The 24142-nt window shown below is 59.3% G+C and carries 24 protein-coding genes; 15 read left to right on the top strand and 9 right to left on the bottom strand.

Going from position 1 to position 24142, the window contains the following annotated elements; genetic code table 11:
• The first annotated feature begins 73 nt into the window (after window positions 1–73).
• From BN2154_RS06000 to BN2154_RS05990, 3 genes are read left to right on the top strand one after another with little or no spacing between them, the layout of a single operon-like run.
• Entirely contained in the window at window positions 74–547 is a 474-nt protein-coding gene (locus BN2154_RS06000) for a YrzE family protein (RefSeq protein ID WP_050617967.1), read from the top strand.
• Between the two features lie 2 nt (window positions 548–549).
• Entirely contained in the window at window positions 550–1917 is a 1368-nt protein-coding gene (locus BN2154_RS05995; protein ID WP_242853703.1) for a tripartite tricarboxylate transporter permease, read from the top strand.
• Between the two features lie 28 nt (window positions 1918–1945).
• A complete protein-coding gene (locus BN2154_RS05990; protein ID WP_050617965.1) occupies window positions 1946–2752 on the top strand; it encodes a hypothetical protein in 807 nt (268 codons plus the stop codon).
• A gap of 264 nt (window positions 2753–3016) precedes the next feature.
• Here BN2154_RS05990 and frlD read toward each other — a convergent pair whose 3' ends face one another.
• The 9 genes from frlD to BN2154_RS05945 form a co-directional block, all read right to left on the bottom strand.
• Complete coding sequence (gene frlD, locus BN2154_RS05985) at window positions 3017–3802, bottom strand: fructoselysine 6-kinase (protein ID WP_050617964.1); 786 nt, start codon at window positions 3800–3802, stop codon at window positions 3017–3019.
• On the bottom strand, window positions 3799–4614 hold the full coding sequence (frlC, locus tag BN2154_RS05980; protein WP_050617963.1) for a fructoselysine 3-epimerase: 816 nt from the start codon (window positions 4612–4614) through the stop codon (window positions 3799–3801). Before frlC ends, frlD begins: the two co-directional genes overlap by 4 nt.
• A 55-nt stretch (window positions 4615–4669) precedes the next feature.
• Entirely contained in the window at window positions 4670–5662 is a 993-nt protein-coding gene (locus BN2154_RS05975; RefSeq protein WP_050617962.1) for an SIS domain-containing protein, read from the bottom strand.
• 58 nt (window positions 5663–5720) lie between these two features.
• Window positions 5721–6791, bottom strand: a complete 1071-nt coding sequence (locus BN2154_RS05970; protein ID WP_050617961.1) for a polyamine ABC transporter substrate-binding protein — start codon at window positions 6789–6791, stop codon at window positions 5721–5723.
• A 54-nt stretch (window positions 6792–6845) separates the two neighbouring features.
• Window positions 6846–7712 carry an ABC transporter permease gene (locus BN2154_RS05965; protein ID WP_050617960.1) on the bottom strand — a complete coding sequence of 289 codons (867 nt, stop codon included), beginning with the start codon at window positions 7710–7712 and terminating at the stop codon, window positions 6846–6848.
• A 1-nt stretch (window position 7713) separates the two neighbouring features.
• Window positions 7714–8598, bottom strand: coding sequence for an ABC transporter permease (locus tag BN2154_RS05960; RefSeq protein ID WP_050617959.1), 885 nt, complete (start codon window positions 8596–8598; stop codon window positions 7714–7716).
• Window positions 8592–9695 (bottom strand): ABC transporter ATP-binding protein, encoded by a 1104-nt coding sequence (locus BN2154_RS05955; RefSeq protein ID WP_050617958.1) that lies wholly within the window; start codon window positions 9693–9695, stop codon window positions 8592–8594. Before BN2154_RS05955 ends, BN2154_RS05960 begins: the two co-directional genes overlap by 7 nt.
• 182 nt (window positions 9696–9877) lie before the next feature.
• Entirely contained in the window at window positions 9878–10603 is a 726-nt protein-coding gene (locus tag BN2154_RS05950; RefSeq protein WP_050617957.1) for a GntR family transcriptional regulator, read from the bottom strand.
• On the bottom strand, window positions 10593–11342 hold the full coding sequence (locus BN2154_RS05945) for a GntR family transcriptional regulator (RefSeq protein ID WP_050617956.1): 750 nt from the start codon (window positions 11340–11342) through the stop codon (window positions 10593–10595). Before BN2154_RS05945 ends, BN2154_RS05950 begins: the two co-directional genes overlap by 11 nt.
• A 216-nt stretch (window positions 11343–11558) precedes the next feature.
• Here BN2154_RS05945 and BN2154_RS05940 point away from each other — a divergent pair, with 216 nt between their 5' ends.
• The 12 genes from BN2154_RS05940 (at window position 11559) to BN2154_RS05885 (ending at window position 23931) form a co-directional block, all read left to right on the top strand.
• Window positions 11559–12125: a hypothetical protein gene (locus BN2154_RS05940; RefSeq protein ID WP_050617955.1), complete on the top strand. Its 567-nt coding sequence runs from the start codon at window positions 11559–11561 to the stop codon at window positions 12123–12125.
• Between the two features lie 37 nt (window positions 12126–12162).
• Window positions 12163–13581, top strand: a complete 1419-nt coding sequence (locus BN2154_RS05935; protein ID WP_094762388.1) for a sigma-54 interaction domain-containing protein — start codon at window positions 12163–12165, stop codon at window positions 13579–13581.
• 284 nt (window positions 13582–13865) lie between these two features.
• The gene (locus BN2154_RS05930) at window positions 13866–15290 is read left to right on the top strand and encodes a hypothetical protein (protein ID WP_050617954.1); all 1425 of its coding nucleotides are present in this window, start codon (window positions 13866–13868) and stop codon (window positions 15288–15290) included.
• A gap of 67 nt (window positions 15291–15357) precedes the next feature.
• Complete coding sequence (locus BN2154_RS05925) at window positions 15358–16809, top strand: 4-hydroxyphenylacetate 3-hydroxylase family protein (RefSeq protein ID WP_050617953.1); 1452 nt, start codon at window positions 15358–15360, stop codon at window positions 16807–16809.
• An 85-nt stretch (window positions 16810–16894) separates the two neighbouring features.
• Window positions 16895–17179 carry a NifU family protein gene (locus BN2154_RS05920; protein WP_050617952.1) on the top strand — a complete coding sequence of 95 codons (285 nt, stop codon included), beginning with the start codon at window positions 16895–16897 and terminating at the stop codon, window positions 17177–17179.
• A complete protein-coding gene (locus BN2154_RS05915) occupies window positions 17169–17891 on the top strand; it encodes a 3-hydroxyacyl-ACP dehydratase FabZ family protein (RefSeq protein ID WP_050617951.1) in 723 nt (240 codons plus the stop codon). The genes BN2154_RS05920 and BN2154_RS05915 overlap by 11 nt, the downstream gene beginning before the upstream one ends.
• A 32-nt stretch (window positions 17892–17923) precedes the next feature.
• Entirely contained in the window at window positions 17924–19219 is a 1296-nt protein-coding gene (locus BN2154_RS05910; RefSeq protein ID WP_050617950.1) for an acetyl-CoA hydrolase/transferase family protein, read from the top strand.
• A 73-nt stretch (window positions 19220–19292) separates the two neighbouring features.
• Window positions 19293–19529 carry an acyl carrier protein gene (locus tag BN2154_RS05905; RefSeq protein ID WP_050617949.1) on the top strand — a complete coding sequence of 79 codons (237 nt, stop codon included), beginning with the start codon at window positions 19293–19295 and terminating at the stop codon, window positions 19527–19529.
• A 5-nt stretch (window positions 19530–19534) separates the two neighbouring features.
• On the top strand, window positions 19535–20161 hold the full coding sequence (locus tag BN2154_RS05900; RefSeq protein ID WP_050617948.1) for an MBL fold metallo-hydrolase: 627 nt from the start codon (window positions 19535–19537) through the stop codon (window positions 20159–20161).
• An 18-nt stretch (window positions 20162–20179) separates the two neighbouring features.
• Window positions 20180–21253 (top strand): LuxE/PaaK family acyltransferase, encoded by a 1074-nt coding sequence (locus BN2154_RS05895; protein WP_050617947.1) that lies wholly within the window; start codon window positions 20180–20182, stop codon window positions 21251–21253.
• Complete coding sequence (locus BN2154_RS05890; protein WP_050617946.1) at window positions 21243–22427, top strand: acyl-CoA reductase; 1185 nt, start codon at window positions 21243–21245, stop codon at window positions 22425–22427. The genes BN2154_RS05895 and BN2154_RS05890 overlap by 11 nt, the downstream gene beginning before the upstream one ends.
• A gap of 67 nt (window positions 22428–22494) precedes the next feature.
• The gene (locus BN2154_RS05885; protein ID WP_050617945.1) at window positions 22495–23931 is read left to right on the top strand and encodes an AMP-binding protein; all 1437 of its coding nucleotides are present in this window, start codon (window positions 22495–22497) and stop codon (window positions 23929–23931) included.
• The last annotated feature ends 211 nt before the right edge of the window (window positions 23932–24142 follow it).

Genomic DNA, 24142 nt, shown 5'->3' with positions numbered 1-24142 from the left:
CTCATACCGGGGCGGTCCCGCGAGGGACCTGCATCCTTCGCGGGGCCGCCAGAAAAGAGAAGGAGGTTTCAGCATGGAAAAAAGCAAGGATCATGTGGGCAAGTACATGTTTGTCTGGGGCGATACCGTCGTGCTCAAGGAGCTGGCGATCTCAGCCGTCATCTGTGTTATCCTGACGATGGTGTTTTACTTGGCCGGCAGGGCCGGCCTGCTCCAAATCCAATCTCTGGACCCCGCACTGGCAAAGGGCTACTCCCTTCTGGTAGGCATCGTGGGCACCTTCCTGGGCGCGGCCATCTGCGCCAAAACGTTCAAGCCCAAGCGGAAGATCATGGTGGAATCCCAGTCCGAAAACATCGAGGATATTCTCAAAGTCGCAGGCATGACCATGGAGGAGGAGTCGGAGGCCCTTCGCCATGTCAGCAAGGAGGTCATTCGGGAGATGGAGAATCTGGAGCTCTACTCCCTGCTGTCCCTCATCCCCGAGGACTGTGACAACTTCAAGCCTGAGTACCGGCAGAAGATTCACAGGAAGGAGGGCAACTGAACATGACAGAAATCTTGATTGCCATTGTCGCCGCCGTCGTCGGTGGTCTACTGTATACCCTCATCGGCATCATCCCCGGCACCGATGAGACTGCCACCATGGTGCCCATCACAATCATCCTGGTGCTGGCCGGCCTGCCCGCAGGCGCGCTCTTTGCCTGGGAGATCGGCATTATCGTGGCCATTCAGATCTCCCATACCATCCCCACCGCCATGTCCGCCCTTCCGGGCAGCACCATGGCGGTGCCCATGGTGCTCAACTGCTCCATCGCCAAACGTTTGGGCGTACCTCACATGGCCATGCGCAAGATGGCCTCCGGCTCCCTGGTGGGCACCATCTTTGTGCTCCCCCTGGCTCTGATCGTGGCCTTGCTCCTGTCCCCTTTGGGCGGCATCATCGCCCAGTACTCCGGCCTGATCTTTACCATCTGCGCCGTACTCATCGCTTTTATCTCCAGCGCCAAGTGGGGCGCGGTGGCCGCCATCATCCCCTTCGCCATCTTCATCCAGGCCCTCCAGCGCATCGCCATTGAGGGCCACGGTTCCACCGTGTTTACCTCCATCTTCATGGGCATCACCATCGGCCCCATGATCTACGAGCTCTTTGGCTCCCTGATTCCCAGCCGCCGTAAAAATTTTTCCACCGACACCCCCAACGAGACCTGGCTGGCTCCTGACTCCAAGCAGAAGCTGTCCTTCTTCCCCAATCCCTTCAAGCAGTTGACCAAGAAACAGATTGCCCTGAGCGCTGCATGGTCCGCCGTCTCCTGCGTGGGCTTCACCATGAGCCCCGTAGGCATGACCGTTCTCAGCGGCGAGGCCTCCGCCGGACAGTGTAAGGAGCTGTATGACCGGGTGTCCACCTGTCTGGCGGTGGAGGACTCCACCTCCAACGCCACCTACATCGCCGGTCTGATTATCCCCCTGCTGGGCCTGGGCGGCGTAGCCATCGGCGGCGTGGCCGCCGGTCCTGCCGCCCCCCTGTTCTCCTGTCTGCCCCGATTTGAGGTCGGAAACAACCTGTCCCAGCTTCTGACCATCCCCGACTACATCATCTTCGGCATCATCGGCCTGATCGGCGGCGCCCTGGTGGCCTACCCCATCGCCATGCACAAGGCCCGCTCCTGGACCGAGCTGATGCTCCGCGCCATCAGTCACGAAGCCCTCATCGGCGCGTTCTGCGGCCTGGTGGTCATGCTGGCCTTCTATGAGGCCGGTATCTTGGGCGTGTTCCTGGCCCTGACCATCGGCCTGGTGGGCGGTTTTCTGCATTCCGAGTTCGGCGTCCACACTGGCGTTCAGTTCATGACCTACTATGCGTCCAGCTGGATTGTGACCCAACTGCTGTCTTTGGCCGCTATCATTGCCTGAACCCGACCCTGAAAGGAGGCGGCCGCCCATGCTGCTCGATCTGTTCCCTATCCCCCGGCGCTATGCACGGGTGCCGGGCGCACTGGCCGTCGCTCTGGTGGTGGCCCTGTTCACCGTATATCTCAACGAGCGCACGCCCCTGGCCGCCGGTCTGCTGGTAGCCGGCGTAGTGGTACTGATTCTGGTCTACGTCATTCGGGCCAGGCAGAAGAAGGAGTGGATTGCCTTCTTCCAGGAGGAAAACCGCCGCCTGCTGGAGATCAAGGGGGCGGACGGTCCTGCGGCGTACATCCCTGGTCAGCGGGCGCGGGCGGACAAGCTACGCCATCCAGAGCTCAAGCTCACCGCCCAGCTCAATCTGTGTACCGCCCTGCTGGCAAACTGGGACAATGGTGAGGCGCTGGCCCTTCTGCGCCGGCTCCCGCCGCCGGAGAAGATGCCCAACCCCACCTTGCGGCTGGTCTACTGGACCCAACTTCTGCGGGCCCACCTCCAGCTCGGGGACCGGGAGGGCGCCGACGGCGCTTACGCAATGACCATGCGTACCCTCCCCGAGGTGAGCGATCTCATGAAGATCGGCTGCCTGCCCTACGAGATCCACTACCGCATCCTCTCCGGGGAATATGAGCTTGCGCTGAAGCAGTTGGGCGAGCTTCCCAGGAAGGACCTGGACGAAGCCGGGCGGGACCTGCTGACCGCCTACCGGAGCATGGCGCTGAGGGGTCTTGGAGCTTCGGACAAGGCGGCTAAGCTGGTGCAGAAGGTGGAGGGGCACGACCTGCTCCCCGCCACGCGCAAGCTCCTGCTCAGCGGCGCCGGCCCGGAACAAAACTGACCTCGCTCCCGTCATCACCCTTCCATGATGCTTGGGCGCTGGCACAAATCATTCCTTGCAAAAAGCCAGCCTTTCCCTCTCGCAGGGAGCGAGCATTGGAATCCCAACGGGTGAAGCCATCCTTGGGAAACTGATCATGTGGCTTGAACACACAATCTGCTGATTGCGAAGAGTAGCTGAGGCCCCGAAGGCATTGACTTTCCATGCTTTCGGGGCCTTTCCTCTCGCAATCAAAGGGCACTCGACAATCCCAAATGACCGAAATCACCATGCGCCAACATAGCCCAGGGTCACGGCGCTGCTGGCCGCGCCGGCGGCCATGCAGGCAGGAATGTCCTTTCCCCGCAGGTATTCCATCAGGAACCCGGCGATGTAGCTGTCCCCTGCCCCCATGGTATCTTTCACCACGCAGGGCAGAACCCCCTGTGTGTGGAACGCCGTGCCTTCAAAGGCCACGCTGCCCTTTTCGCCCCGGGTTGCGACTACCACACGGGGGCCCAGGGCCGCCACAGCCAGTATCCGCTCCTTCAGGCGTTTCAAATCGCTGGCATCATCGGAGAAAAAGGCCAGCGTGGTATGGGGGAGGGCGATTTGTGCAGCCTCATCCTCCGGCCGCTCCGAGCAGTCGAAGGCGACCGGCACCCCTCGGGCCGCGATCTGGGCCAGGCTCTTTTCTACTCTCCCCCACAGCCCGGATACCACCAGGTCATAGGAGCAGAGGAACTCCACATCACCGGGAGTGAGGGCGAACTGCGCCATCACTCCCTCGTCGTAGTCGCCGAACACCCGCTCACCATTGATGAGACAGACGTGGCTGAGCGCGGTGGCTCCGGGCAGGCGCTTCACCCGGTGCACATCCACGCCCTTTTCTTCCAGCGCCTGGAGGATCAGCCCGCCGTATGCGTCGGTTCCTACCGCGCCGAGATAGGCGGACTGCCCGCCCATACGGCGGACGTAGACCGCCACATTGACCGGGTTCCCGCCGGGAAACACCTCGCCGGTGTTGTCGTAATAATCCACGCAGTTATCGCCTACGCAGGCAATCTTCATACCATCAGCTCCTTTGTCCGCTCTAGCGCCAGCCGCGCATACCGGGAGGGGGCGTCAATATAGTGGGTTACCAGTTCCAGGGTGGCGGCGCCGTCATAGCCCGCCGCGCGGATGTCCCGCAGCACCCGGCCCAGCGGCATCATTCCCTCGCCGGGCACCAGATGGGTCTCGCTGATCCCATCGGAATCCACCAGATGGAGATGCCGCATCCGGCTCCCCAGGCGGCGGGGATAATCCGCCGGGTCCTCCCCTTGGACAAAGGGCACCACCACATCGCACATGCCGCAAAGGGCAGGATGGTCCAGGCGCTCCAGCAGTGCGGCATAGGAAGCCAAGTTGGTACAGGTGTCCGACTCCCAGGGGGTCAGGTTCTCCACCACCAGGGCATGACCCAGACGCTGTGCCGCGTCTGCCAGGCGGAGCAGACTGCGCTCCAGGCGCCGCGTCCTCTCCTGGAGCGGGAGGCCGCCGCTGTGTCCCAGGGAAACGAGTGTATACTCCGCTCCAATGGCAGCTCCGGCCCGGATGGCAGACTCCAGGTACTCCATGCTGTCCTCCCACTGCCGCCGGCTGCCCAGCATATAGTTGTAGGGGTAGGCGTTGTGCTCCGGGGTATAGACCCTCACCGGCATCCCAAAGCGCTGGATCAGCCCACGGATCTCCGCTCCATCATCAGAAAGCAGATCCGGGGCAAACCCGTGGGGCCGCCCGCCCCAGAGCTCGATATAATCATATCCGAAACGGACGGCGTCTGCAAACGCATCTTCCAGTGCGGCGCGCTGATATCCACAGGTAAACAGTCCGAATTTCATGTTTCCTCCGTAATGGGCGCGGGGCGGAGGAGAGTCCTCCGCCCCGCGGTCAGCATCAATATTCCATCTGGCGGTAATAGCGCCGCAGCTTCATATCGTGTCCGGACAGCGCCTCCAGATGGGCGTCGATGCGGTTGGTCACCGCATGCATCAGCAGGTGGCTGAGGTTGCCGCGGTATTCCAGGTCGATGCCCTCCAGGGGGTAATCCGCCGTGTCGATCACGCAGAAATTGTCGCAGACCTTGGGCAGGAAGTGGGCCACCCGCAGAGCCAGCTCACGCTGGGAGTCCTCTCCAACAAACACGGTCACCGGAGTATCCCGGTCTACGATCTCCAGCATCCCGTGGAAGAACTCCGCTGCGTGAATGGATTTGGTTCGGATCCAGTGCATTTCCTCCCAGTAACACATGGCATAGGAGTAGGTGGCGCCGTAAAGGGTGCCTGCGCCCACGAAATAGTGGAGCTTGTCGTTCATGTGCGCCTTAGCGAAGGAGCGGCCAAACTCGTCGGCGGCCTTCTCCGCCGCAGCCAGGCCCTCCGGCAGACAGGCGTCCAGTTGGGCGTAGTAGCGGTCGTAGTCTTTGAACTCACCCCGGAGGAACATGAACCGGTCCGCCGTCATGAAGAATTTCAGTTGCTCGTTGTGGGGGAAGCTGATGCACCAGTCCACCGCCCGGGCCAGGGGGGAGTCCTCCTTGTCGATGAACCCCAGCACCCGGGCGCCGGCGGCGTGGAGCTTTTCCACCGCCGTGCACATCTCCTCCGTAGTACCTGTCACCGACGAGATGACCACGAAGGTCCGCGCGCCCACCCGCCGGTCGCCGGTGGTGTTGTACTCGGCGGCGTTGAGGGCGAACACCTCCATGGCGCTGTGCTCCTTCATGTGTACCGTGGTCTGAAGGCAGCTCGCCCATGTCCCGCCGATGCCCAGCCAACACAGGTTGTCGCACTGACCGTCCGCCGCGTCCACGATCGCCTCGATCTGTCCTCTGAGCGCCAGGGCGCCGCGCACATTGTCCAAAAACCTTTCTTCCTCAAATTTTACCATGAATACTTCTCTCCTCTTTGCCGAGGGCCTTTGTGATATCAGCCTTCGCGCGGATTGATCATTCGCCGACCTTCAGCATCTGATAATACTGGTCATAGATGGCCAGCGCGTCGCCCACATCTTTTTGGAAGAAGATGTTGGTCTTATAGTCGAAATCGAAGGCAGGGTCGTTGCGGTACGCTTCGCTGGCGGCGGCCACGGCGGCGTCGTTGGGACAGGAATAGGGGAAGTCTACCAGGTTGGCGGCCATAACCGCAGGCTCGCAGATGTAATTGAGGAACTTATGGGCCAGGTCGATATGCTTGGCGCCCTTGGGTACTACAAACAGGTCAAAGCCCAACTGTACCGGGTCGTTCGTAAAGGGAGCGATGGTCAGAGTGTTGTTCGCACCCAGCTCGTTCATGGCCCAGGAGGCATTCCCGTCATAGGTCAGCATACAGGAGATGGTGCCGTTTACGATGTTTTCCTGGGTGGCGCCATAGGCGACCACGTTTTTGTTGAACTTGGTCAGCCACTCATAGGCCTCTTTGATCTCGCTTTCCTTGGTGGAGTTGGGATCATAGCCCAGCGCGATCAGGGCCATGGGGAACAGGTTGCGCGCACCGTCAATGCTGCCAATCTGGCCGGCCATCTCCGGCCGGATTAGGTCGTTGTAGCAGGTGATGTCGATGGGGCAGCGCTCGGTATCGTACACGATATAGATATAGTTCATGAGATAGGGCACGCAGTAGTCCCGGTTGTCGCCAAACCAATAGGCCTCGTTGATATTGGCGTCGGCGTTGGGAATTTGCTCATGGTCCAGCTTTTCCAGATAGCCGCCCTTGATGAGGGATTCCATATAGGCGTCGCAGGTCATGATCAGGTCATAGCTGTCACCAGCACCGGCGGTCAGCTTGGTGATGGAGTCGGCGTTGTCGGACATATAGCTCAGGTTGACGGTGCAGTTGTTCGCCTTCTCAAAGTCGGAGATCAGGGTCTCGGAGATGTAGTCGCCCCACATGAAGATGTTCAGCTCACTGCTGGCGGTGGACGGTTCGTTTCCGCTGCCGGTGGGCTTGGGGGCTCCGCCACAGGCACACAGGGACAGAGCAAGTGCGAGCGCCAGGATCAGAGTCAGTGCTTTTTTCATTTTGTTGTTCCCTCCTAAAAATCATTACATATCTTCCGCCGCCAGCCGGACCGGTCAAGCGGCGTGCGCGGATGAGCGTTTGGTTTCCACCCCTGCGGCCAGCCGGTTTTCGCGTTTTTTCAGGTGCCGCTGCACGCCGTTGAGCACCAGCATCCCCGCCACCATCAGCGCCACCATCACGGTGGTCAGCGCATTGACGTCGGGAGTGATTCCGGTGCGATTCAGCGACAGGATGAGCACCGGAAGGGTGGACTGAGACGGCCCGGCCAGCATATTGGACATGACCACGTCGTCGATGGACAGGGTGAACGCCAGAAAGGCGGAGGAAAGAATGCCGGGCATAATGCTGGGCACCGTAACTCTCCAGAATGTCTGGAACCGATTGGCCCCCAAATCCATGGACGCCTCCTGCAGCGTCTCACTGTCGCCGGTGATACGCCCCTTGATGGTGACCACAGCATAAGGGATGCAGAAGGTGCAGTGGCCGATGAGGATAGTGCCCATGCCCAGACGGATGCCCACTGTCATAAAAATGATCAGCATCGCCACCGCCAGCACGATCTCGGGCACGATAATGGGCACATAGATCATCATGTTGATAAAGCGCTTGGTCCGAAACTCGAACTTTTTCAGCCCGATCCCACCCAAAACGCCGATGGTCACGCTGATCAGGGTGGCCAGCACGGCGATGATCAGCGAATAGAGCAGCGCGTCCCACAAGTCGGTATTTGCAAAGGAGAACAGCTTACCATACCACTCGGTGGTAAACCCTTGCCAGTAGTAGTTTCGTTTGGCGTCGTTGAAGGAAAATAGGATCATTACCGCTACCGGGATATAGAAGATGGAATAGATCAGCACGGCGTAGAGGTTGCTTAGAATCCGCACCGCTTTCCGGCGGAGGAGCCGCTTGTTCTTTGTCACGTTATACCACCTCCATATCCTCAAGTTTGGCAAAGCGCATGTAAACGAAGATGAGCAGCGCAGTAATCGCCAGCAGCAGCACACTCAGCGCCGCGCCCAAAGGCCAGTTTCGGATGGCGCCGAACTGGTTTTTGATGATGTTGCCGATGTAGAGCACCTTACCGCCGCCCAGCATATCGGTCACGGTGTAAATGCCCAGCGCAGGGATAAAGGTAAGGATGATGGCAGAGAAAATACCAGGGAAGGTCAGAGGGAGGGTCACCCGTAGGAAGGTGACCGACGGCTTTGCCCCCAGATCTGCCGAGGCCTCCAGCATCGACTTCTGCAGCTTTTCGATGGAGGCGTACATGGGGAGGACCGCAAAGGGCAGCATATTGGTAATCAGACCCAGCATGACCAGCCAATCGGTGTAAATGAACTTTATGGGCTCAGGCGTCAGCCCCAGGGCCATCAGCGCATGATTCACCGGACCGTTGACCTGAAACAGCAGCATCCAGGCGTTCAGCCGCATCAGTGAATTGGTCCAGAAGGGGATCATGATGAGCATAATGAGGCGGGAGGCCACCTCAGGCGGCTTGCGGGCAATATAGTACGCAAAGGGATAGCCCACCAGCAGGCACAGCACCGTGGTCACCACGGCCACCCGAAAGCTCTTGGCAATGACTTTGAAATAGATCACATCCAGCAGCGTCTGATAGCTGTCGATGCTGAATACATATTCCACTCCGCCGAAGGTGCCCCGTGTCATAAAGCTGATGTAGATGACAAAGAGCATGGGAATGGTAACAAAAAGAATCATCCATAGGGAGACGGGACCCGCCTGCGCCAACATGGGCAGGCGGCTGTGCCTCTTTTTCCCGCGGCGCGTTCCTTTGCGCTTCAGCATACCGCCGCCTCCCGGACCGCGCCCTGCCTGGAGTCGTCATGGATAGCGACCGCTTTCTCCGCCTCCCACCAGAGATGCACCGCGTCCCCCTCCCGCAGAGAGGAATCGGCCTCCAGCCGGGAGAGCTTGACCTCCTGTCCATTCTTTAGGTCCAGACTGGTCTTGATCAGAGCGCCCATATAGATGAAGTCCTTTACCGTTGCAGGCAGGGAAAACCCATCCACCGGTTCCCTGGAAATACGGAGGTACTCGGGCCGGATGGCCACGCACAGCGCGTCACCCACCCCAAAGCCCTGGCCCCGGCACCGGACGCCCCCCGCAGGGGTCTCCACCGAAAGCACCCCCTCCTTCACACCGGTCACCCTGCCCTCCAGCACATTGGATTCGCCAATGAAGTCAGCTACAAACCGGGTCGCTGGCCGCTCATAGATTTCCATCGGGGCGCCCATTTGGAGAATGACCCCGTCCCGCATGACCGCAATGCGGTCGGACATGGTCATGGCTTCCTCCTGGTCATGGGTGACATAGACAAAGGTAATGCCCAGCTTCTTCTGAAGGCGCTTAAGCTCGATCTGCATCTGCTTGCGCAGCTTCAGGTCCAGTGCCCCTAGAGGTTCGTCCAACAACAGGACCCGGGGATTGTTGATAAGCGCCCGGGCAATGGCGATGCGTTGCTTCTGGCCGCCGGACAGGGCCTCCGGCTTGCGCTTTTCGTAGTTGGCCATCTGCACGAGCTCCAGCATCTCGGTCACCCGACGGCGGATTTCATCCTTGGGCATCTTGCGGATGGTCGGGCCATAGGCCACGTTGTCATACACCGTCATGTGCGGGAAGAGTGAATAGTTCTGAAAGACCGTGTTCACGTCCCGCTGGAAGGGCTCCTTCTCCTCCACACGGACGCCCTGGACCTCAATGCTGCCCTCTGTGGCGTCTTCAAAACCTGCGATCATACGCAGGGTCGTGGTCTTCCCGCAGCCGGACGGTCCCAGCAGCGTAAGAAATTCTCCCTCTTCGATCTCCAGGTTCATGTCTTTGACGACATGGTTGTTGCCGTACCATTTCTCCACATTCCGTAGAGATACGATGGAAGCAGCCATTCCTCCCACTCCTTTGCTCTCCAGGATAAGATAAGTATATATCTTCTTTGTACCAATTACAATGCAAAGTGTGCATTATAAACAGTTTTTAGTATATCATACAAGGTGTAAACATAAAAAATGACCACTATTCCAAAAATAGCGGTCATGAAATAATACCAAAACATAAATTGGTATAATATTTACTTTTGGAAATGAACCAGGAACTCGCAGCGGTCACTATGGGTATAACTGCGGGAAAACTCGATGGCCCGCCCCTCCCTGTCATAGGTGGCGCCGGAAAATTCCAGGACGGCGTTCTCCTCTCTGAGGCCGATCAGCCTGGCCTCAGCCGGGTCCAGATGCGTGATGGCAAGACGTTGTTCCCCCCGAACCGGGTAGATTCCATTCCACCGATAGACCTCGAAGACGGAGAAGAGATTGATGTCCACCTCTTCAAAGCCGGGTACCACGTCCGTGGGGATGAAGATTTCCTCCAGTGCGATGGGCTTCCCGTTTGCCTGGCAAATGCGCCGGACATACCAGATGTCCTCTTCCGGGGCACAGCCCAAGATCTGTGCGTAGAGGGGCCCCGCCTGTCGAAGCGCTTTGATGAGCACCCGCATACCGGGACGCTGGCTCCGCTCCCGCATGGTCTGCCGAAAGCCGCCCAGGGACTCCATATCCCGTTCCAACTTTGGGGCGGTGACAAAAACGCCCTTGCCCTGCACACTGTGAAGCAGCCCCTCATATTCCAGCGCCGCCAAAGCGCTTCGCACCGACAGGCGGTTGAGGCCATAGGTCTCCGATAGCTGACTTTCTGAGGGGATGCAGGTTCCGGGGGGATACTCTCCCTCATCAATTTTGGCGCGGATCACTTCCCTGAGTTGGGTGTGAAGTGGAGAACAATCCGTTCGTTTATCCTTCATCTCCGCCTCCGATCCAGTAGAGCGTACTGCTCATCTGCATCCGGTCACAGCGCCCGATGGTGCGGCAGTATTCAATGAGGGCCCCATCGTCGCCGTAGACCTCGCTGACGATCCAGAAGGCAGGCACCCCCGCCCCCGTCCCTAGGTAGTTGGCCTCCTCGGGCGTAGTGGTGGTGATGCTGATCCTCTCATAGCCGTGGTGCATGATGAGATGATAGTTCTCCTCCATAATGGCAAAGAGAGACCCTCCCACCAAATCCCGCTCCTCCAGCCCGGGCGTCAGCGCGGCGGGGATATAAGCGGTTTCGATCATAAGAGGCATTCCGTCCAACATCCGAAGGCGGATGACACGGTACAGCTTATCGCCCAGCACACGCTGAAAGCGCCGGGCCAGTTGTTTATCACACTCCACCATGGAAAGGCCCAGCAGCCGGGTCTCCGGCTTCATACCCAGGTCCGCCGCATATTGAGTAAAGCTTTTCAGGTCCTGAAGTACCCGGTCCACCCGCGGGGTAAAGCAGGTCCCGCTGCCCTGGACCGCATGCACACGCCCGTCGCGCGCCATCCGGGCCAATGTGCTGCGCAAGGTGCTGCGGTTCAGTCCCCACATTTGGCACATGGTCCGTTCGGGCGGAAACTTGTCGTTGGCCTTCATCTGGTTTTTTAGAATGTATGCCTCGATAGCCTCCTGGGCTGCCTGCCGTGGGCGCGGGGTATATCGCCTGACCTTGTCCACCATCAATCTCCTCCAAGTTGGTATGACTTTATCATAGCATACCCAGTCCTGCCCCGCAAGCGCCAGTTGCACCCGGAGCAAAACATGTATCGTACTCCTGCACGCAGCAAAACCAGAGGTGGAGGGTGGCTGTTGACAAGTTGAATTCGAGGACGGTATACTAGTCTCAAGTTTGGCCAACTACACTTCTGATACTGCCTACAGAAAGGGTCTTAAAGCATGAATTACGACTTTGCCTTGAACACTAGGTACGACAAAAGCGCCTACGAGGCTCTGGCAGAGGCCTCCTGGCAGCTCTTCCGAAAGCCTCGGATGCAAACCCAGACTTACCCAATCCTGATTGCGCTGGCCGCTCTCACCCTATTTGTCCTCATCCGCGGCCGAGGCCGTTATAGCCCTCCCGTGCTAATTGGAGCGGGACTGTTCGTGGTTCTTCTCCTGGCCTCTATTCCTCTGAGCGGTAGGAGCGCCAAGGCCAAGATGTGCCGTACCGCCGTCAAGGCCGCCACGTCCCGGGGAGAATTCCCGGTAGATATCCAGTTCAGCTTCGGGCGGGAGAGCATTCGTTCCAAAGTGGGGGAACAGGTCTCCATGGTCAAATATGAACAGGCCACCGGCTTTGCCGCTCTGGGGGAATGGCGCTTTCTCTTCTTTGGTCAGGCAGCCTACATCTTTCATACCTCCGCCTTTGCCTCTCCAGAGGAGTCGGTGCGGTTCCGGACATATATCGAAGAGAAATCTGGGACGGCTCTGGTGACGCTCAAGGGGACCGGGCCACAGCGGTGATGGTGATCGGCTACAGAGACACGAAAGGAGGATTTCCATGCAGGAGCGGAATCCCATCTATTTGCAGAAGGGCGGTGCCTCCCTGCTGCACGGTAGCACAGAGGAAATTAATCGCCAGCTCTTCGCCATCTTGGGCAGCGTTTACGACGGCCTGTTCATAACCGATGGCAACGCCGTCACCATTCTCATCAACCAGGCATACCAGACCATCTCCGGTCTGAACCCCGAGGACGTGCTGGGCAAAAACATGCGGGACATCGTCGCCTCCGGCCTCATTGACCGCTCGGGCACGCTAATCGCTCTGGAGACCGGAAAGCCTGCCACCCTGGAGCAGACCTTCCGCACCGGGAAACAGGCCCTGATTACCAGCACCCCCTGTTTTTCCGACAAGGACAAAATCTCCATGGTTATCACCGTGGTCCGGGATATGACGGACCTCTATGGTCTGCAGGAGAAATACCACGAGAGCGAGGAGCGCCACCGGTCTGAGATGGCTTTTCTCCAGCGCAGCCAACAGCTCACCTCCCAGCTCATCGCCCAGGACCCGCGTACTCTGGATACCCTGCGCCGGGTTCAGAAGGTGGCCGCCTTGGACACCACCATACTCCTGCTGGGGGAAACCGGCGTGGGCAAGGAGCAGTTCGCCCGTTTCATCTACGAAAACTCCGCCCGGTCCGGACAAAGCTTTATCGGCATCAACTGCGGAGCAATCCCGCCCACGCTCATTGAAAGCGAGCTCTTCGGCTACGAGCGTGGGGCCTTTACCGGGGCCAACCGGGAGGGAAAAATGGGGGTCTTTGAAAGCGCCAACAAGGGCACCGTCTTTCTGGATGAGATCGGCGATTTGCCCCTGGATATGCAGGTCCATCTGCTGCGGGTCCTTCAGGAGCGGCAGGTCAAGCGTGTCGGCGGCGTCCGTTCGATCTCTGTGGATGTGCGCATCGTGGCCGCCACCAACCGGGACCTGCTGGAGATGGTCCGCGAAAAGACCTTCCGGGAGGATCTCTACTATCGGCTTAACGTGGTGCCCATCCAAATTCCACCCCTGCGGGAGCGAAAGGGGGACATAAAGCCCCTGATTCAGTCTTTCCTGACCGATATGAACAAGAAATACCGTTTTCAGAAGGCTTTTACCCCGGCGGCTATGGAGGTAATGCACCGCTACGCTTGGCCTGGTAATGTCCGGGAGTTGAAAAACGTGGTGGAACAGGCCGTCATCCTCAGCAGCGGGGACTATATCTTGCCCACCGACTTGCCCATTACAAGCCGCCATGAGGCTGATAGCGATGGTGGGACCCTGGACCTGCGGTTGGCTGTGGCACAATTCGAATACGACCACATCTGCCTGGCTTACAAAAAATACCGAAACGTGAGGGCCGCCGCGGCCAGCCTGGGAATGGACGATGCCACCTTCGTGCGCAAGCGAAAGAAATATGAAAAACTGCTTCAAAAATAAAGCATTGTTTTATTTTTGAAGCAAAGTTTAGTTTCCTTGATTTTTAGGGACTTTTTCCACCTGTCTAAACGGAGGATGCTGCAAAAACGAAGCAAGAGACACGGCGCCCCCCTTGTGGGGAAATACCCGGCACCCATTGTATTGCAAGGGGTGCCGGGTATTTTTTAAAGTTGGCATCGGTTTTGCGGTAATAAATGGGCGTAGGAACGAAGTGAACAGTTGGCCAACTGCCCCACAGCGATCCTTGCGAAAAATACAGTACGGGAAAGAAAGAGGGAAAGTCTATGGCAAACAAGCAAGCTGTCAGCCGCTACCGCAAATATGGGGAAGAGCAGCCCTGCTGGAAGCTGGGGATCTTTAAGGTCCGCCTGCCCTTCATCCATTATGCATGGTCAGTGCCCGAGATGGTCCAGGCCCTGTTCATGTGTGCCACCTGTTTAGGCGCCATCCCGGTCCTTACCGAGGTGTTGGGTGTTTCCTATGATGTAGCCCTGTCTATGGTGATCATCAACGGATTCTTTTACACCATCCATGTGTTGCTGGGCGATCCGGTGGTGCCTGGCTGGATTACGCCGGCCATTCCCCTTATCACAGCCTTCCTAACTAAGGGATACGAAATGGGTCCCGCAAGAACCCAGGCCCTGATCGCCCTCCAAATGATTCTAGGTATCATCTTCCTGATCTTCGGTATTACCGGCTTGGGCTCCAAGATGGTGGATCTGGTGCCGAACTCCGTGAAGGCTGGCGTACTCATGGGCGGCGGCATTTCCGCCGTAATCGGCGAGTTCAAAGACGGGGGTCGATTTGGCCTTTACCCCATTTCCATCTGCATCGGCGTACTTGTGGCCTATTTCTGCCTCTTCAGCCCCATCTGGGCGAACCTGAGAAAGAAGCATAAAGCCATTGATATGATTGGCAAGTTCGGTATGCTGCCCGCCATCATCATCGGAGTGATCATCGGGCCCATCGTGGGAGAGATTGCCATTCCGGAGATCGTCTGGTGGCCTTTTGTAAAGATTCCTGAGTTTGGCAACATTTGGAATCAGCTTTCGCCATTTGCCATAGGCTGGCCCAGCGCCGCCACCTGGATTGCCGCCATCCCTACCGCCATCGTAGTTTACATCATCGCTTTCGGCGACTTTGTCACCTCCGAGGCCCTCATCTCTGAGGCTGATGAGGTCCGCCAGGATGAGAAAATCGATTTCAACGCCAACCGCTCCAACATCATCAGCGGTATCCGCAACTCCGCTATGGCTATGGTGTGTCCCTATACCCAGATGTGTGGTCCCCTGTGGGCGGCCGTCACCGCCGCCGTATCCCAGCGTTATAAAGAAGGCCCCCAAGCTATGGAATCCATCTACAGCGGCTGCGGCACTTTCCGTATCAGCACCTTCATCGCCGTAGCTCTGATGCCGATCTCCTCCCTGCTCCAGCCTGTGCTGCCCGTAGCCCTCTCCCTGACTCTGATCGTCCAGGGCTACATCTGTACGCAGTTAGCCATGAATATGTGCAGGAGCGATATCGAGCGCGGTATCTGCGGCGTTATGGGCGCGGTTCTGGCCACCAAAGGCGCCGCCTGGGGTTTGGCTGTGGGCATCATCCTCTTCTTTATCCTGCACCAGAAAAAGCAGAAGGTCGAGCAGGAGCCTGTTCCCGTGGCCGTCTCCGACGGCGAATCCGCCCGCAGCTCCGGTGGCGGATGCTGGTAAAGCCGGGATAAAGTTATACCAAAGTGACAAGTAACAGTATCTCATGTAAAGAAAGGAAGCATTTATTATGGCACTCATGACCGGTGAACAGTACATCGAATCCATCCGTAAAATCCCCATGGAAATCTACATGTTCGGCAAAAAAGTGGAAAACCCCGTGGACGACCCCATCCTCCGCCCCTCTCTAAACTCCGTGCGCATGACCTACGACCTGGCACAGATGCCCGAGTATCAGGACCTGATGACGGTGGTCTCCCCCGAGACCGGCGAGCGCATCAACCGCTTCACCCACATCCATCGCTCCACCGAGGATCTCCGGAACAAGGTGAAGATGCAGCGCTTGTTGGGCCAGAAGACCGCCGCCTGCTTCCAGCGCTGCGTTGGCATGGATGCATTCAACGCCGAGTACTCCACCACCTATGAAGTTGACAAAAAGTACGGCACCACCTACCATGAAAACTTCAAGAAGTTTATGCTCTATTGCCAGGAGAACGACCTGACCGTGGACGGCGCCATGACCGACACCAAGGGCGACCGTTCCAAGGCCCCTCATGAGCAGGCCGATCCGGATCTCTTCCTCCACGTGGTGGAACGCCGTCCCGACGGCGTGGTGGTCTGCGGCGCCAAAGCCCATCAGACCGGCATCATCAACTCCCACGAGGTCATCGTCATGCCCACCCAGTCCATGGGCCCCGACGACAAGGACTATGCCATCTCCTTCGCGGTGCCCCTGGACACCAAGGGTCTCTTTATGATTATCGGCCGCCAGAGCTGCGACACCCGCAAGCGGGAGGGCAGCGAGATGGATGTGGGCAACGCCGAGTTCGGCGGTGTGGAGGCCCTCACCGTCTTTGACCATGTATTCGTGCCCAACGAGCGCATCTTCCTCAACGGCGAGACCGAGTTTGCCGGAATGCTGGTGGAGCGCTTCGCTGGCTATCACCGCCAGAGCTATGGCGGGTGCAAGGTGGGCGTGGGCGACGTGCTGATCGGTGCTGCTGCCGTGGCCGCAGACTACAACGGCGCCAATAAGGCAAGCCATGTGAAGGATAAGCTCATCGAGATGACCCACCTGAACGAAACCCTCTACTGCTGCGGCATCGCCTGCTCCGCCGAGGGTTATCCCACCGAGAGCGGCAACTACATGATCGACCTCCTACTGGCCAACGTCTGCAAGCAGAACGTGACCCGCTTCCCCTACGAGATCGTTCGTCTGGCGGAGGACATCGCCGGCGGCTTGATGGTCACCGCTCCCGCCGAGGCCGACCTCCGGGACCCCAAGCTGGGCCCCGTCATCGACAAGTATCTCCGCGGCGTGAACAGCGTCTCCACCGAGAACCGCCTGCGCATCCTGCGGCTCATCGAGAACCTGTCTTTGGGCACCGCCGCCGTGGGCTACCGCACCGAGTCCATGCACGGCGCCGGCTCTCCCCAGGCGCAGCGCATCATGATCTCCCGTCAGGGCAACCTGGTCCAAAAGAAGGCCCTGGCCAAGGCCATCGCCCATATCAAGGAGTAAGATTTCCCAAAACCAGAATCGACGATAGACCGAAGGCGGCGGCACTCCGCCGCCTCCGGTCTATTCCAAAAGGAGGCTTACCGCCATGTATGAAGAGCTCGAAGCCGTGTTAGATGAGCATGTGCGTCCTCTGCTGCGGGGAGACGGCGGAGATATGGAGGTCCTTGAGGTGGAAGACGGAGTGGTCCGCTTCAAGCTCAAGGGCCGTTGCGCCGGCTGTCCCGCCGCCGACCTGACTACGGAGGCACTCATCCAAAGCGAGCTGGTGGAGCGCGTACCGGGCATCCGAAAGGCCGTTCTGGTCCAGGATATCAGCGATGAGCTGCTGGATCAGGCCAGGGCCATCATCAGGTCGCATCATGGCGGATAAGCCGGAAATCGGCCTGCGCTACTGCGGAGGCTGCAATTCCCGCTATGACAGAGTGGCCCTGGTCAAGCGCCTGGAGTCGTTTTTCCCGGAAGCAACCTTTGTCGGCGCCGAGGAAGGCAAAAGCTACCCCGCCGTGGTGGTGGCCTGCGGATGCAGCAGCCGCTGCGCCAATGTGTCCGGTCTGGCCGTTCCAATGGGACGCTTGATATACCTCAACGGCGGGGAGGATCTGCTCCCCGCGAGGGATCGGCTGCGCCAGGCTCTGGAGGGTCCGGCGGTACGCAGCCTCTGCCGCGAGGAGGTACTGCGCATCCTGCCCCACCGTCCGCCCATGCTGTTCGTGGACGAGGCAATTCGCCTGGTCCCCGGCGTCGAGGCGGCGACCACTTTTTATGTGGACCCCGCCCTGCCCGCCCTGTCCGGGCATTTTCCGGGGGCCCCGGTCCTCCCCGGCGTTTACACCGTGGAGGCCGCCGCCCAGACGGCGGATCTGCTCCTACTGACCCTGGACCGCTATGCCGGAAAGACGCCCCTTTTCATGGGAATCCGCAAGGCTAATTTCAGGAAAAAGATCCTTCCCGGAGATACTCTGGAGGTCCACGCCGACCTCCTGGAGGAGCGGGAGGAGTTGGGAGTGGCCGTCTGCCGGGGGCAAATCTTTGTCCGCGGGGAACTGGCGGCCGATGTGGAAGTGCGGCTGGCTATGCGCTGACCAAATTTCAAATAAGTTGTGGGAGTAATACTATGAACTGGAAAACTTATTATCAGGAACATCTGACCACGGCGGAAGGGGCCGTGAAAAAAATCAAGTCCGGCGACCGGGTGGTGGTCGCTCACGCCTGCGGCGAGCCCTCCCACTTGCTGGAAGCCATGGTGGCCAACGCCGATGCCTACCGGGATGTGGAGATTGTCCATATGGTGGCCATGGGCAAGGGCGAGTACTGCAAACCAGAATACGCTGACAACTTCCGCCACAACGCTTTTTTCGTGGGCGGAAGCACCCGGGACGCCATTGCCGAGGGGAGGGGTGATTTTACCCCCAGCTTCTTCTTCGAGATTCCACGGCAGTTTTCCACTACCATGCCCGTGGACGTGGCTATGGTGATGGTAACGCCTCCGGACGAGAACGGCATGTGTTCCCTGGGTGTGTCCGTGGACTACACCTTGGAGGCCGTCAAGCAGGCCAAGCTGGTCATCGCTCAGGTCAATCCCCAAATGCCGTGGACCGGCCCCCACAGCCTGGTGTCGGTAGACGAGCTGGACTGCATCGTGGAGTATGAAGCCCCTCTCATCGAACTGGCGCCCCCCAAGATCGGCGAGGTGGAGAAGGCCATCGGCGAGCACTGCGCCTCCCTCGTCCCCGACGGAGCTACCCTGCAACTGGGCATCGGTGCCATCCCCGACGCTGTGCTCCTCTTCCTTAAGGGCAAAAAGGACTTGGGTATCCACTCTGAGATGTTCTCCGACGGCGTGGTGGAGCTGGCCGAAGCCGGTGTCATCACAAACGCCCAAAAGACCCTGAACCCCGGCAAATTCGTGGTGGCCTTCCTCATGGGCACCAGGCGGCTTTACGACTTTGTGGACCACAACCCAGACGTGGAGCTGCGTCCGGTGGATTATGTGAACAATCCTTTTATCATCGCTCAAAATGACAACCTGATCTCTATCAACTCCTGCGTTCAGGTGGACCTGATGGGCCAGGTCGCCTCCGAGACCATCGGCCCCAAGCAGATCTCCGGCGTGGGCGGCCAGGTGGACTTCGTCCGGGGCGCCTCCGCCAGCAAGGGCGGCGTGTCCATCATGGCCATGCCCTCCACCGTCAAGGGCAAGGTCTCCAAAATCGTCCCCCTGCTGGACGAGGGGGCCGCCGTCACCACCAGCCGCAACGACATCGACTACGTGGTCACCGAGTACGGCGTGGCCGCGCTCAAGGGCCGGACCCTGCGTCAGCGGGCCCGTGCGCTCATCGAAATTGCCCATCCCGACTTCCGAGACGGACTGAAAGCGGAATACGAAAAGCGGTTCCACTGCAAGTACTAAGCGCCTCCGCCTTTCCCTCCCCCACCGCCGCCCCGGAAATGGCATACTATCACACAGAGCAGGAGAGAATGACATGACAAATTTGGAGAAGTACGATAAGCTATTCCTGGAATCCTTTCCCGTGTCCAGGGAGGACCTGCCCGGTCTGAAGTACCGAGGCATCCGGGCGTGGGACTCTATCGGCCACATGGACCTGATGAGCGGCATGGAGGAGACCTACGGCATCAACATCAGCACGCTGGACGTACTGGACTTCTCGTCCTATGAAAAGGGCAAGGAAATCCTGGCAAAATACGGCGTGGAGCTCTGAGGGGCATGAGCGAGCTTACCCTGTGGACCGAGCCCCTAGCGGAGAGCAACTGCTATCTACTGGCGGAGGATGGGGGCTGCGTGGTCATCGACCCCAACCACCCCCAAGGGCCCCTCAGGGTACTGGAGGAGCGCGGATGGAGCCCGGAACTGATCCTGCTTACCCACGAGCACTGCGATCACACTGCGGGGCTGGAGGCCCTGCGGGAGCGGTATCCCGCGGTCCGGGTACTCGCCAGCGCGGCCTGCAGCTCCGGGCTGGCGAGTACCCGGCTCAACATGTCCCGGATGATGGAGGTCTATCTCACCTTCCACGGCAAGCCCGGTGTGACCTATCCTCCCTTTGTCTGCCGCCCGGCGGATCTGACCTACGATCAGACCTATGAGACCAACTGGCGGGGCCATGTCCTGCAGTGCGTCAGCCTGCCGGGGCACACGCCGGGCAGCGCCGGCATCCTCTGGGATGAGACTTACTTTTTTTCCGGCGACTACCTGCTCCCGGACCGTGCGGTCATCCTCCGCCTGCCTGGCGGCAGCGAGGCAGACTACCAGGCCAAAACCAGGCCCTTTTTGGAGAACCTTCCTTCGGGGCTGCATATCTGCCCCGGACATGGCGCCCCCTACAGGCTGTAAGAGAGGAAGGAGAGAGCCATGGATCTCAACACACGGATGATATCCGCCCCCTATTCCATACCCCATAAGGAAAAGGCCGCCCTTTACGAGGAGTTTCTCACACGGCTGACCCGGTTCCACCAGCAGAACTGCCCGGAATACCGGCGATTGCTGAAGGCGTTGGGCCACCCTGAGGAGGGGGTCTTTTCTCCCGAGACAACGCCCATGCTGCCGGTCTCCATCTTCAAGGATCTGGACCTGAAGAGTGTCTCCGATGAGGCCGTCTTTAAGACGCTCACTTCCTCGGGCACCACTGGGCAGAGAGTCTCCAAAATCTATCTGGATGCCGAGACCTCCGCCAATCAGCAGCGGGTCCTCTATCGAATCGTTTCCGACTTTGTGGGGGAGAAGCGCTTGCCCTACCTCGTACTGGACAGCAAAAAGGTTCTGCGGGACCGGGCGATGTTCTCAGCCAGAGGTGCGGGCATCCTGGGCTTTTCCATTTTTGCCTCCCAGACCTTCTATGCCCTGGACGAGAACATGGTTCTGGATCTGGACGGTGTACGCCGGTTCCTGGACACCCACGGGGGCGGACCGGTCCTCCTCTTCGGTTTCACTTATATGGTGTGGAAGCATCTGGTTCAGGCGCTGGAGGCCCGTGGAGAGAGACTGGACATTCCGGAGGGAATCCTCATCCACGGCGGAGGGTGGAAAAAGCTGGCTGGAGATGCGGTCTCACCAGCAGAATTCAAAGCCCGCGTCCGGAAGGCCACTGGGGTCGGGCGGGTCTATGATTATTACGGCATGGCGGAGCAGACGGGGTGCATCTATATGGAATGTCCCTGCGGACACCTCCATGCCAGTATTTGGTCGGATGTTATCTTCCGCAGGCCGAGCGATTTTGGCATCTGTGAGCCGGGGGAGTCCGGTCTCATCCAAGTCCTCTCCCTACTGCCCAGGTCCTATCCCGGGCACTCCCTGCTCACCGAGGATATGGGGGTGCTGCTGGGGGAGGACGACTGCCCCTGCGGACGTTTGGGCAAGTATTTTACCGTCACGGGGCGGGCGCCCCGGGCGGAGGTGAGGGGGTGCAGCGACACTTATGAGGGATAACGTCATCCTGTTGGCAGGGGTGGAGCATCCGTCTGCGGAGCCCTGGGTCCCCTTCGCGCCCGAGGCGCTGGACTTCTTGGACGCTCTTTCGGTCGCCGTCCGGGCTTCCAGCAAGCGGCGTGAGGAACTGGCGGCCTTCGCTTTCTGGTGCCGCCGATCCCGTCTGGAGGCCCTGAAGAACCGCCATGCCTGCCTTCCCCCCCGGCTGGGCCGGGGGCTCCTCTTCCATGTGGCTCCCTCCAACGTGCCCACCATGTTCGCCTATACTTATGTCATCGGCCTTCTGGCGGGAAATGCCAACATCATCCGCCTCTCCACCCGGCGCGGAGAGACGGAGGCGGAACTGTGCGGCATTCTGCGGGAGACCCTGGACCGTCCGGAGTTCGCGTCCGTGAAAGCCCGCAGCTCCTTCGTGTCCTATGGTCGGGACGACGAGATCACCACCGCCTATCTGTCCGGGTGCGACGGTCGGGTCATCTGGGGCGGGGACGCCGCAGTGGCGGCCATGCGCCGCCTCCCCATGCCTCCCCACGCTGTGGAGGTCTGCTTCCCTGACCGCTGGTCCCTGGCCCTGCTGAGTCAGGCTCACCTCTCCGCTCTGGGGGAAGAGGCTCTCGCCGGATTGGCCCATCGCTTTTATAACGACACCTATCTCATGGACCAAAACGCCTGCTCCAGCCCCCAGATGGTGGTGTGGCTGGCCGACGGCGGAGAGGCGGGCATCCGCCGCCGCTGGTGGGAGACCGTGGCCAAGGAGGCCCGGGGGCGCTACTCTCTGGGTCCCTTTCAAGCCGCCCAAAAGTACGAGCGATTCTGCCGTGCGGCTATGACCATGACAGATCCGACGGTGGTTAGTCTGGACCGGTATGGCGGGAATCTGGTCTATGTAGCCCAACTTTCGGCTCTGCCCACCGCCCCACTGGAGCTGAAAGGAGGATTTGGGCTCTTCTTCGAATGTGAGGCGACGGCTCTGAACCAATTGCTCCCCATGCTCTCCGCCAAAGTGCAGACCCTCGTCTGCGCCGGGCCGGAGCCGGGAGATATGGCCGCTTTTCTGGCAGCCCATCGTGCCAGAGGCGTGGACCGGGTGGTCCACCTGGGTCAGGCGTTGGAGATGGACACGGTCTGGGACGGGCGCGACCTTATCGAGGCCCTGTCCCGAGTGATCCGATAGAGAACAAGGAAGGGGCCCTGGTGGAGACGGGAGTGCGGCGCCCTTCCATAGAATAGGAGGTCCCTATATGGAACTGTTTGCCTTGTCCGACCGCGAGCCGGGACGGTTGCTGGCCGTCACCGATGCGGATGAGCACCTATCCTGCGGCGACTTAAGCGCCGCATCAGAGGCTTTGGCTCGTGCCATTGGGGGGCACGTGTTGGTCTTTCTCCTGTGTGAGAACACACCCGGCACTCTGCTGGGCTATCTGGGTTGCCTGCGATGTGGGGCTGTTCCGCTGTTGCTGGACGCTCACATTGCTCCCGGGCTTCTGAAGGGCTTGGCGGAAACCTACCGTCCTGCCTTCTACTACGCGCCTTGTGATTTGCCTAAAGAGACTAGGGCGGTCCTGCCCCAAGCCGCTCCGGTATTGGAGCTGCATGGAAGCCTGCTTCTTTCCAGTAGTGTTGAAGGGCCGGCCATTCACCCAGACTTGGCGCTGTTGCTCACCACCTCCGGCAGCACCGGAAGCCCTAAGCTGGTCCGCCTGAGTGAAAAAAATCTCGACGCCAATGCCCGTTCCATTGCGGAGTATCTCAACCTCGGAGAAGATGAGCGTCCCATCACCACCCTGCCCATGAGCTATTCCTACGGCATGTCCATCGTCAACAGTCACTTGCTGGTGGGAGCCCCGCTGTTGCTTACCCGCCACAGCGTGATGGAACGATCCTTCTGGGACAGGGTGGACCGGGAGGGAGCCACCTCCTTGGCGGGGGTTCCCTACACCTACCAAATGTTTCATCGGCTTGGGCTCATCTCCATGAATCTCCCCCGCCTGCGCACACTTACCCAGGCCGGCGGAAAGCTCTCCCTGGAGCTCCACCGGGAATTCGCCGCTTGGGCAATGGGAACTGGCAGACAGTTCTTCGTTATGTACGGTCAGACCGAAGCAGCTCCCCGCATGGGCTACCTCCCAGCCAACCGGGCGGTGGAGAAGTGCGGCAGTATGGGCGTACCCATCCCCGGCGGCTCATTCTGGTTGGAAGACGCTGACGGTGCCGAGATCAAAACGCCGGATGCCACAGGTGAGCTTGTCTATCGTGGAGATAATGTGGCCATGGGTTATGCCCAGTGTGCCGAAGACCTTTCCAAGGGCGATGAATGGGGCGGTCTCCTGCGCACCGGAGACATGGCATACAGGGATCGAGACGGTTTCTATTACATCGTGGGACGCAAAAAGCGATTTGTCAAACTCTTTGGCAATCGGGTCAACCTGGACGAGGTGGAGCGATTGCTCACAGCCCGCTTCCCAGATGTTCAATTTGCCTGTGTGGGGCGGGACGATCTTTTGGGTATCTATACAGTCAGCAATTCCCCTGCTATACCGAGTCAAGCGCTGATGTATCTTGCAGAGCAGATGCACCTTCCCAGCCGGGTCCTTCGGGTATATCCTGTTGCGATTATCCCACAAAATGAAGCAGGGAAAACCCTTTATACCAAACTGCCGATAGACGGCCCCCGATAGTTTTTTACATGCTCTGACAGTCTACCACCAGACAGCAGAAGAATTCAAAAAGGTTTAAAAGCATTGGATCTCCTGAAAAAACCAATCGTTTCCGCAGTCGATAATGCGCTTCAAACACCTGACCTGCTGATGATAAAGAGTCGCTAAGCCCCCGCATTTTCTTTGCTAGAGCAACCCAAATCAGACTGCCAAGCGGGGCCCGTCCGCCAAA

The sequence above is a fragment of the Intestinimonas massiliensis (ex Afouda et al. 2020) genome, from assembly GCF_001244995.1.
Classification (GTDB): domain Bacteria; phylum Bacillota; class Clostridia; order Oscillospirales; family Oscillospiraceae; genus Intestinimonas; species Intestinimonas massiliensis.
The sequence above is the reverse complement of the archived record's forward strand: the minus strand, read 5'-3'. Positions and strand labels throughout refer to the sequence as shown.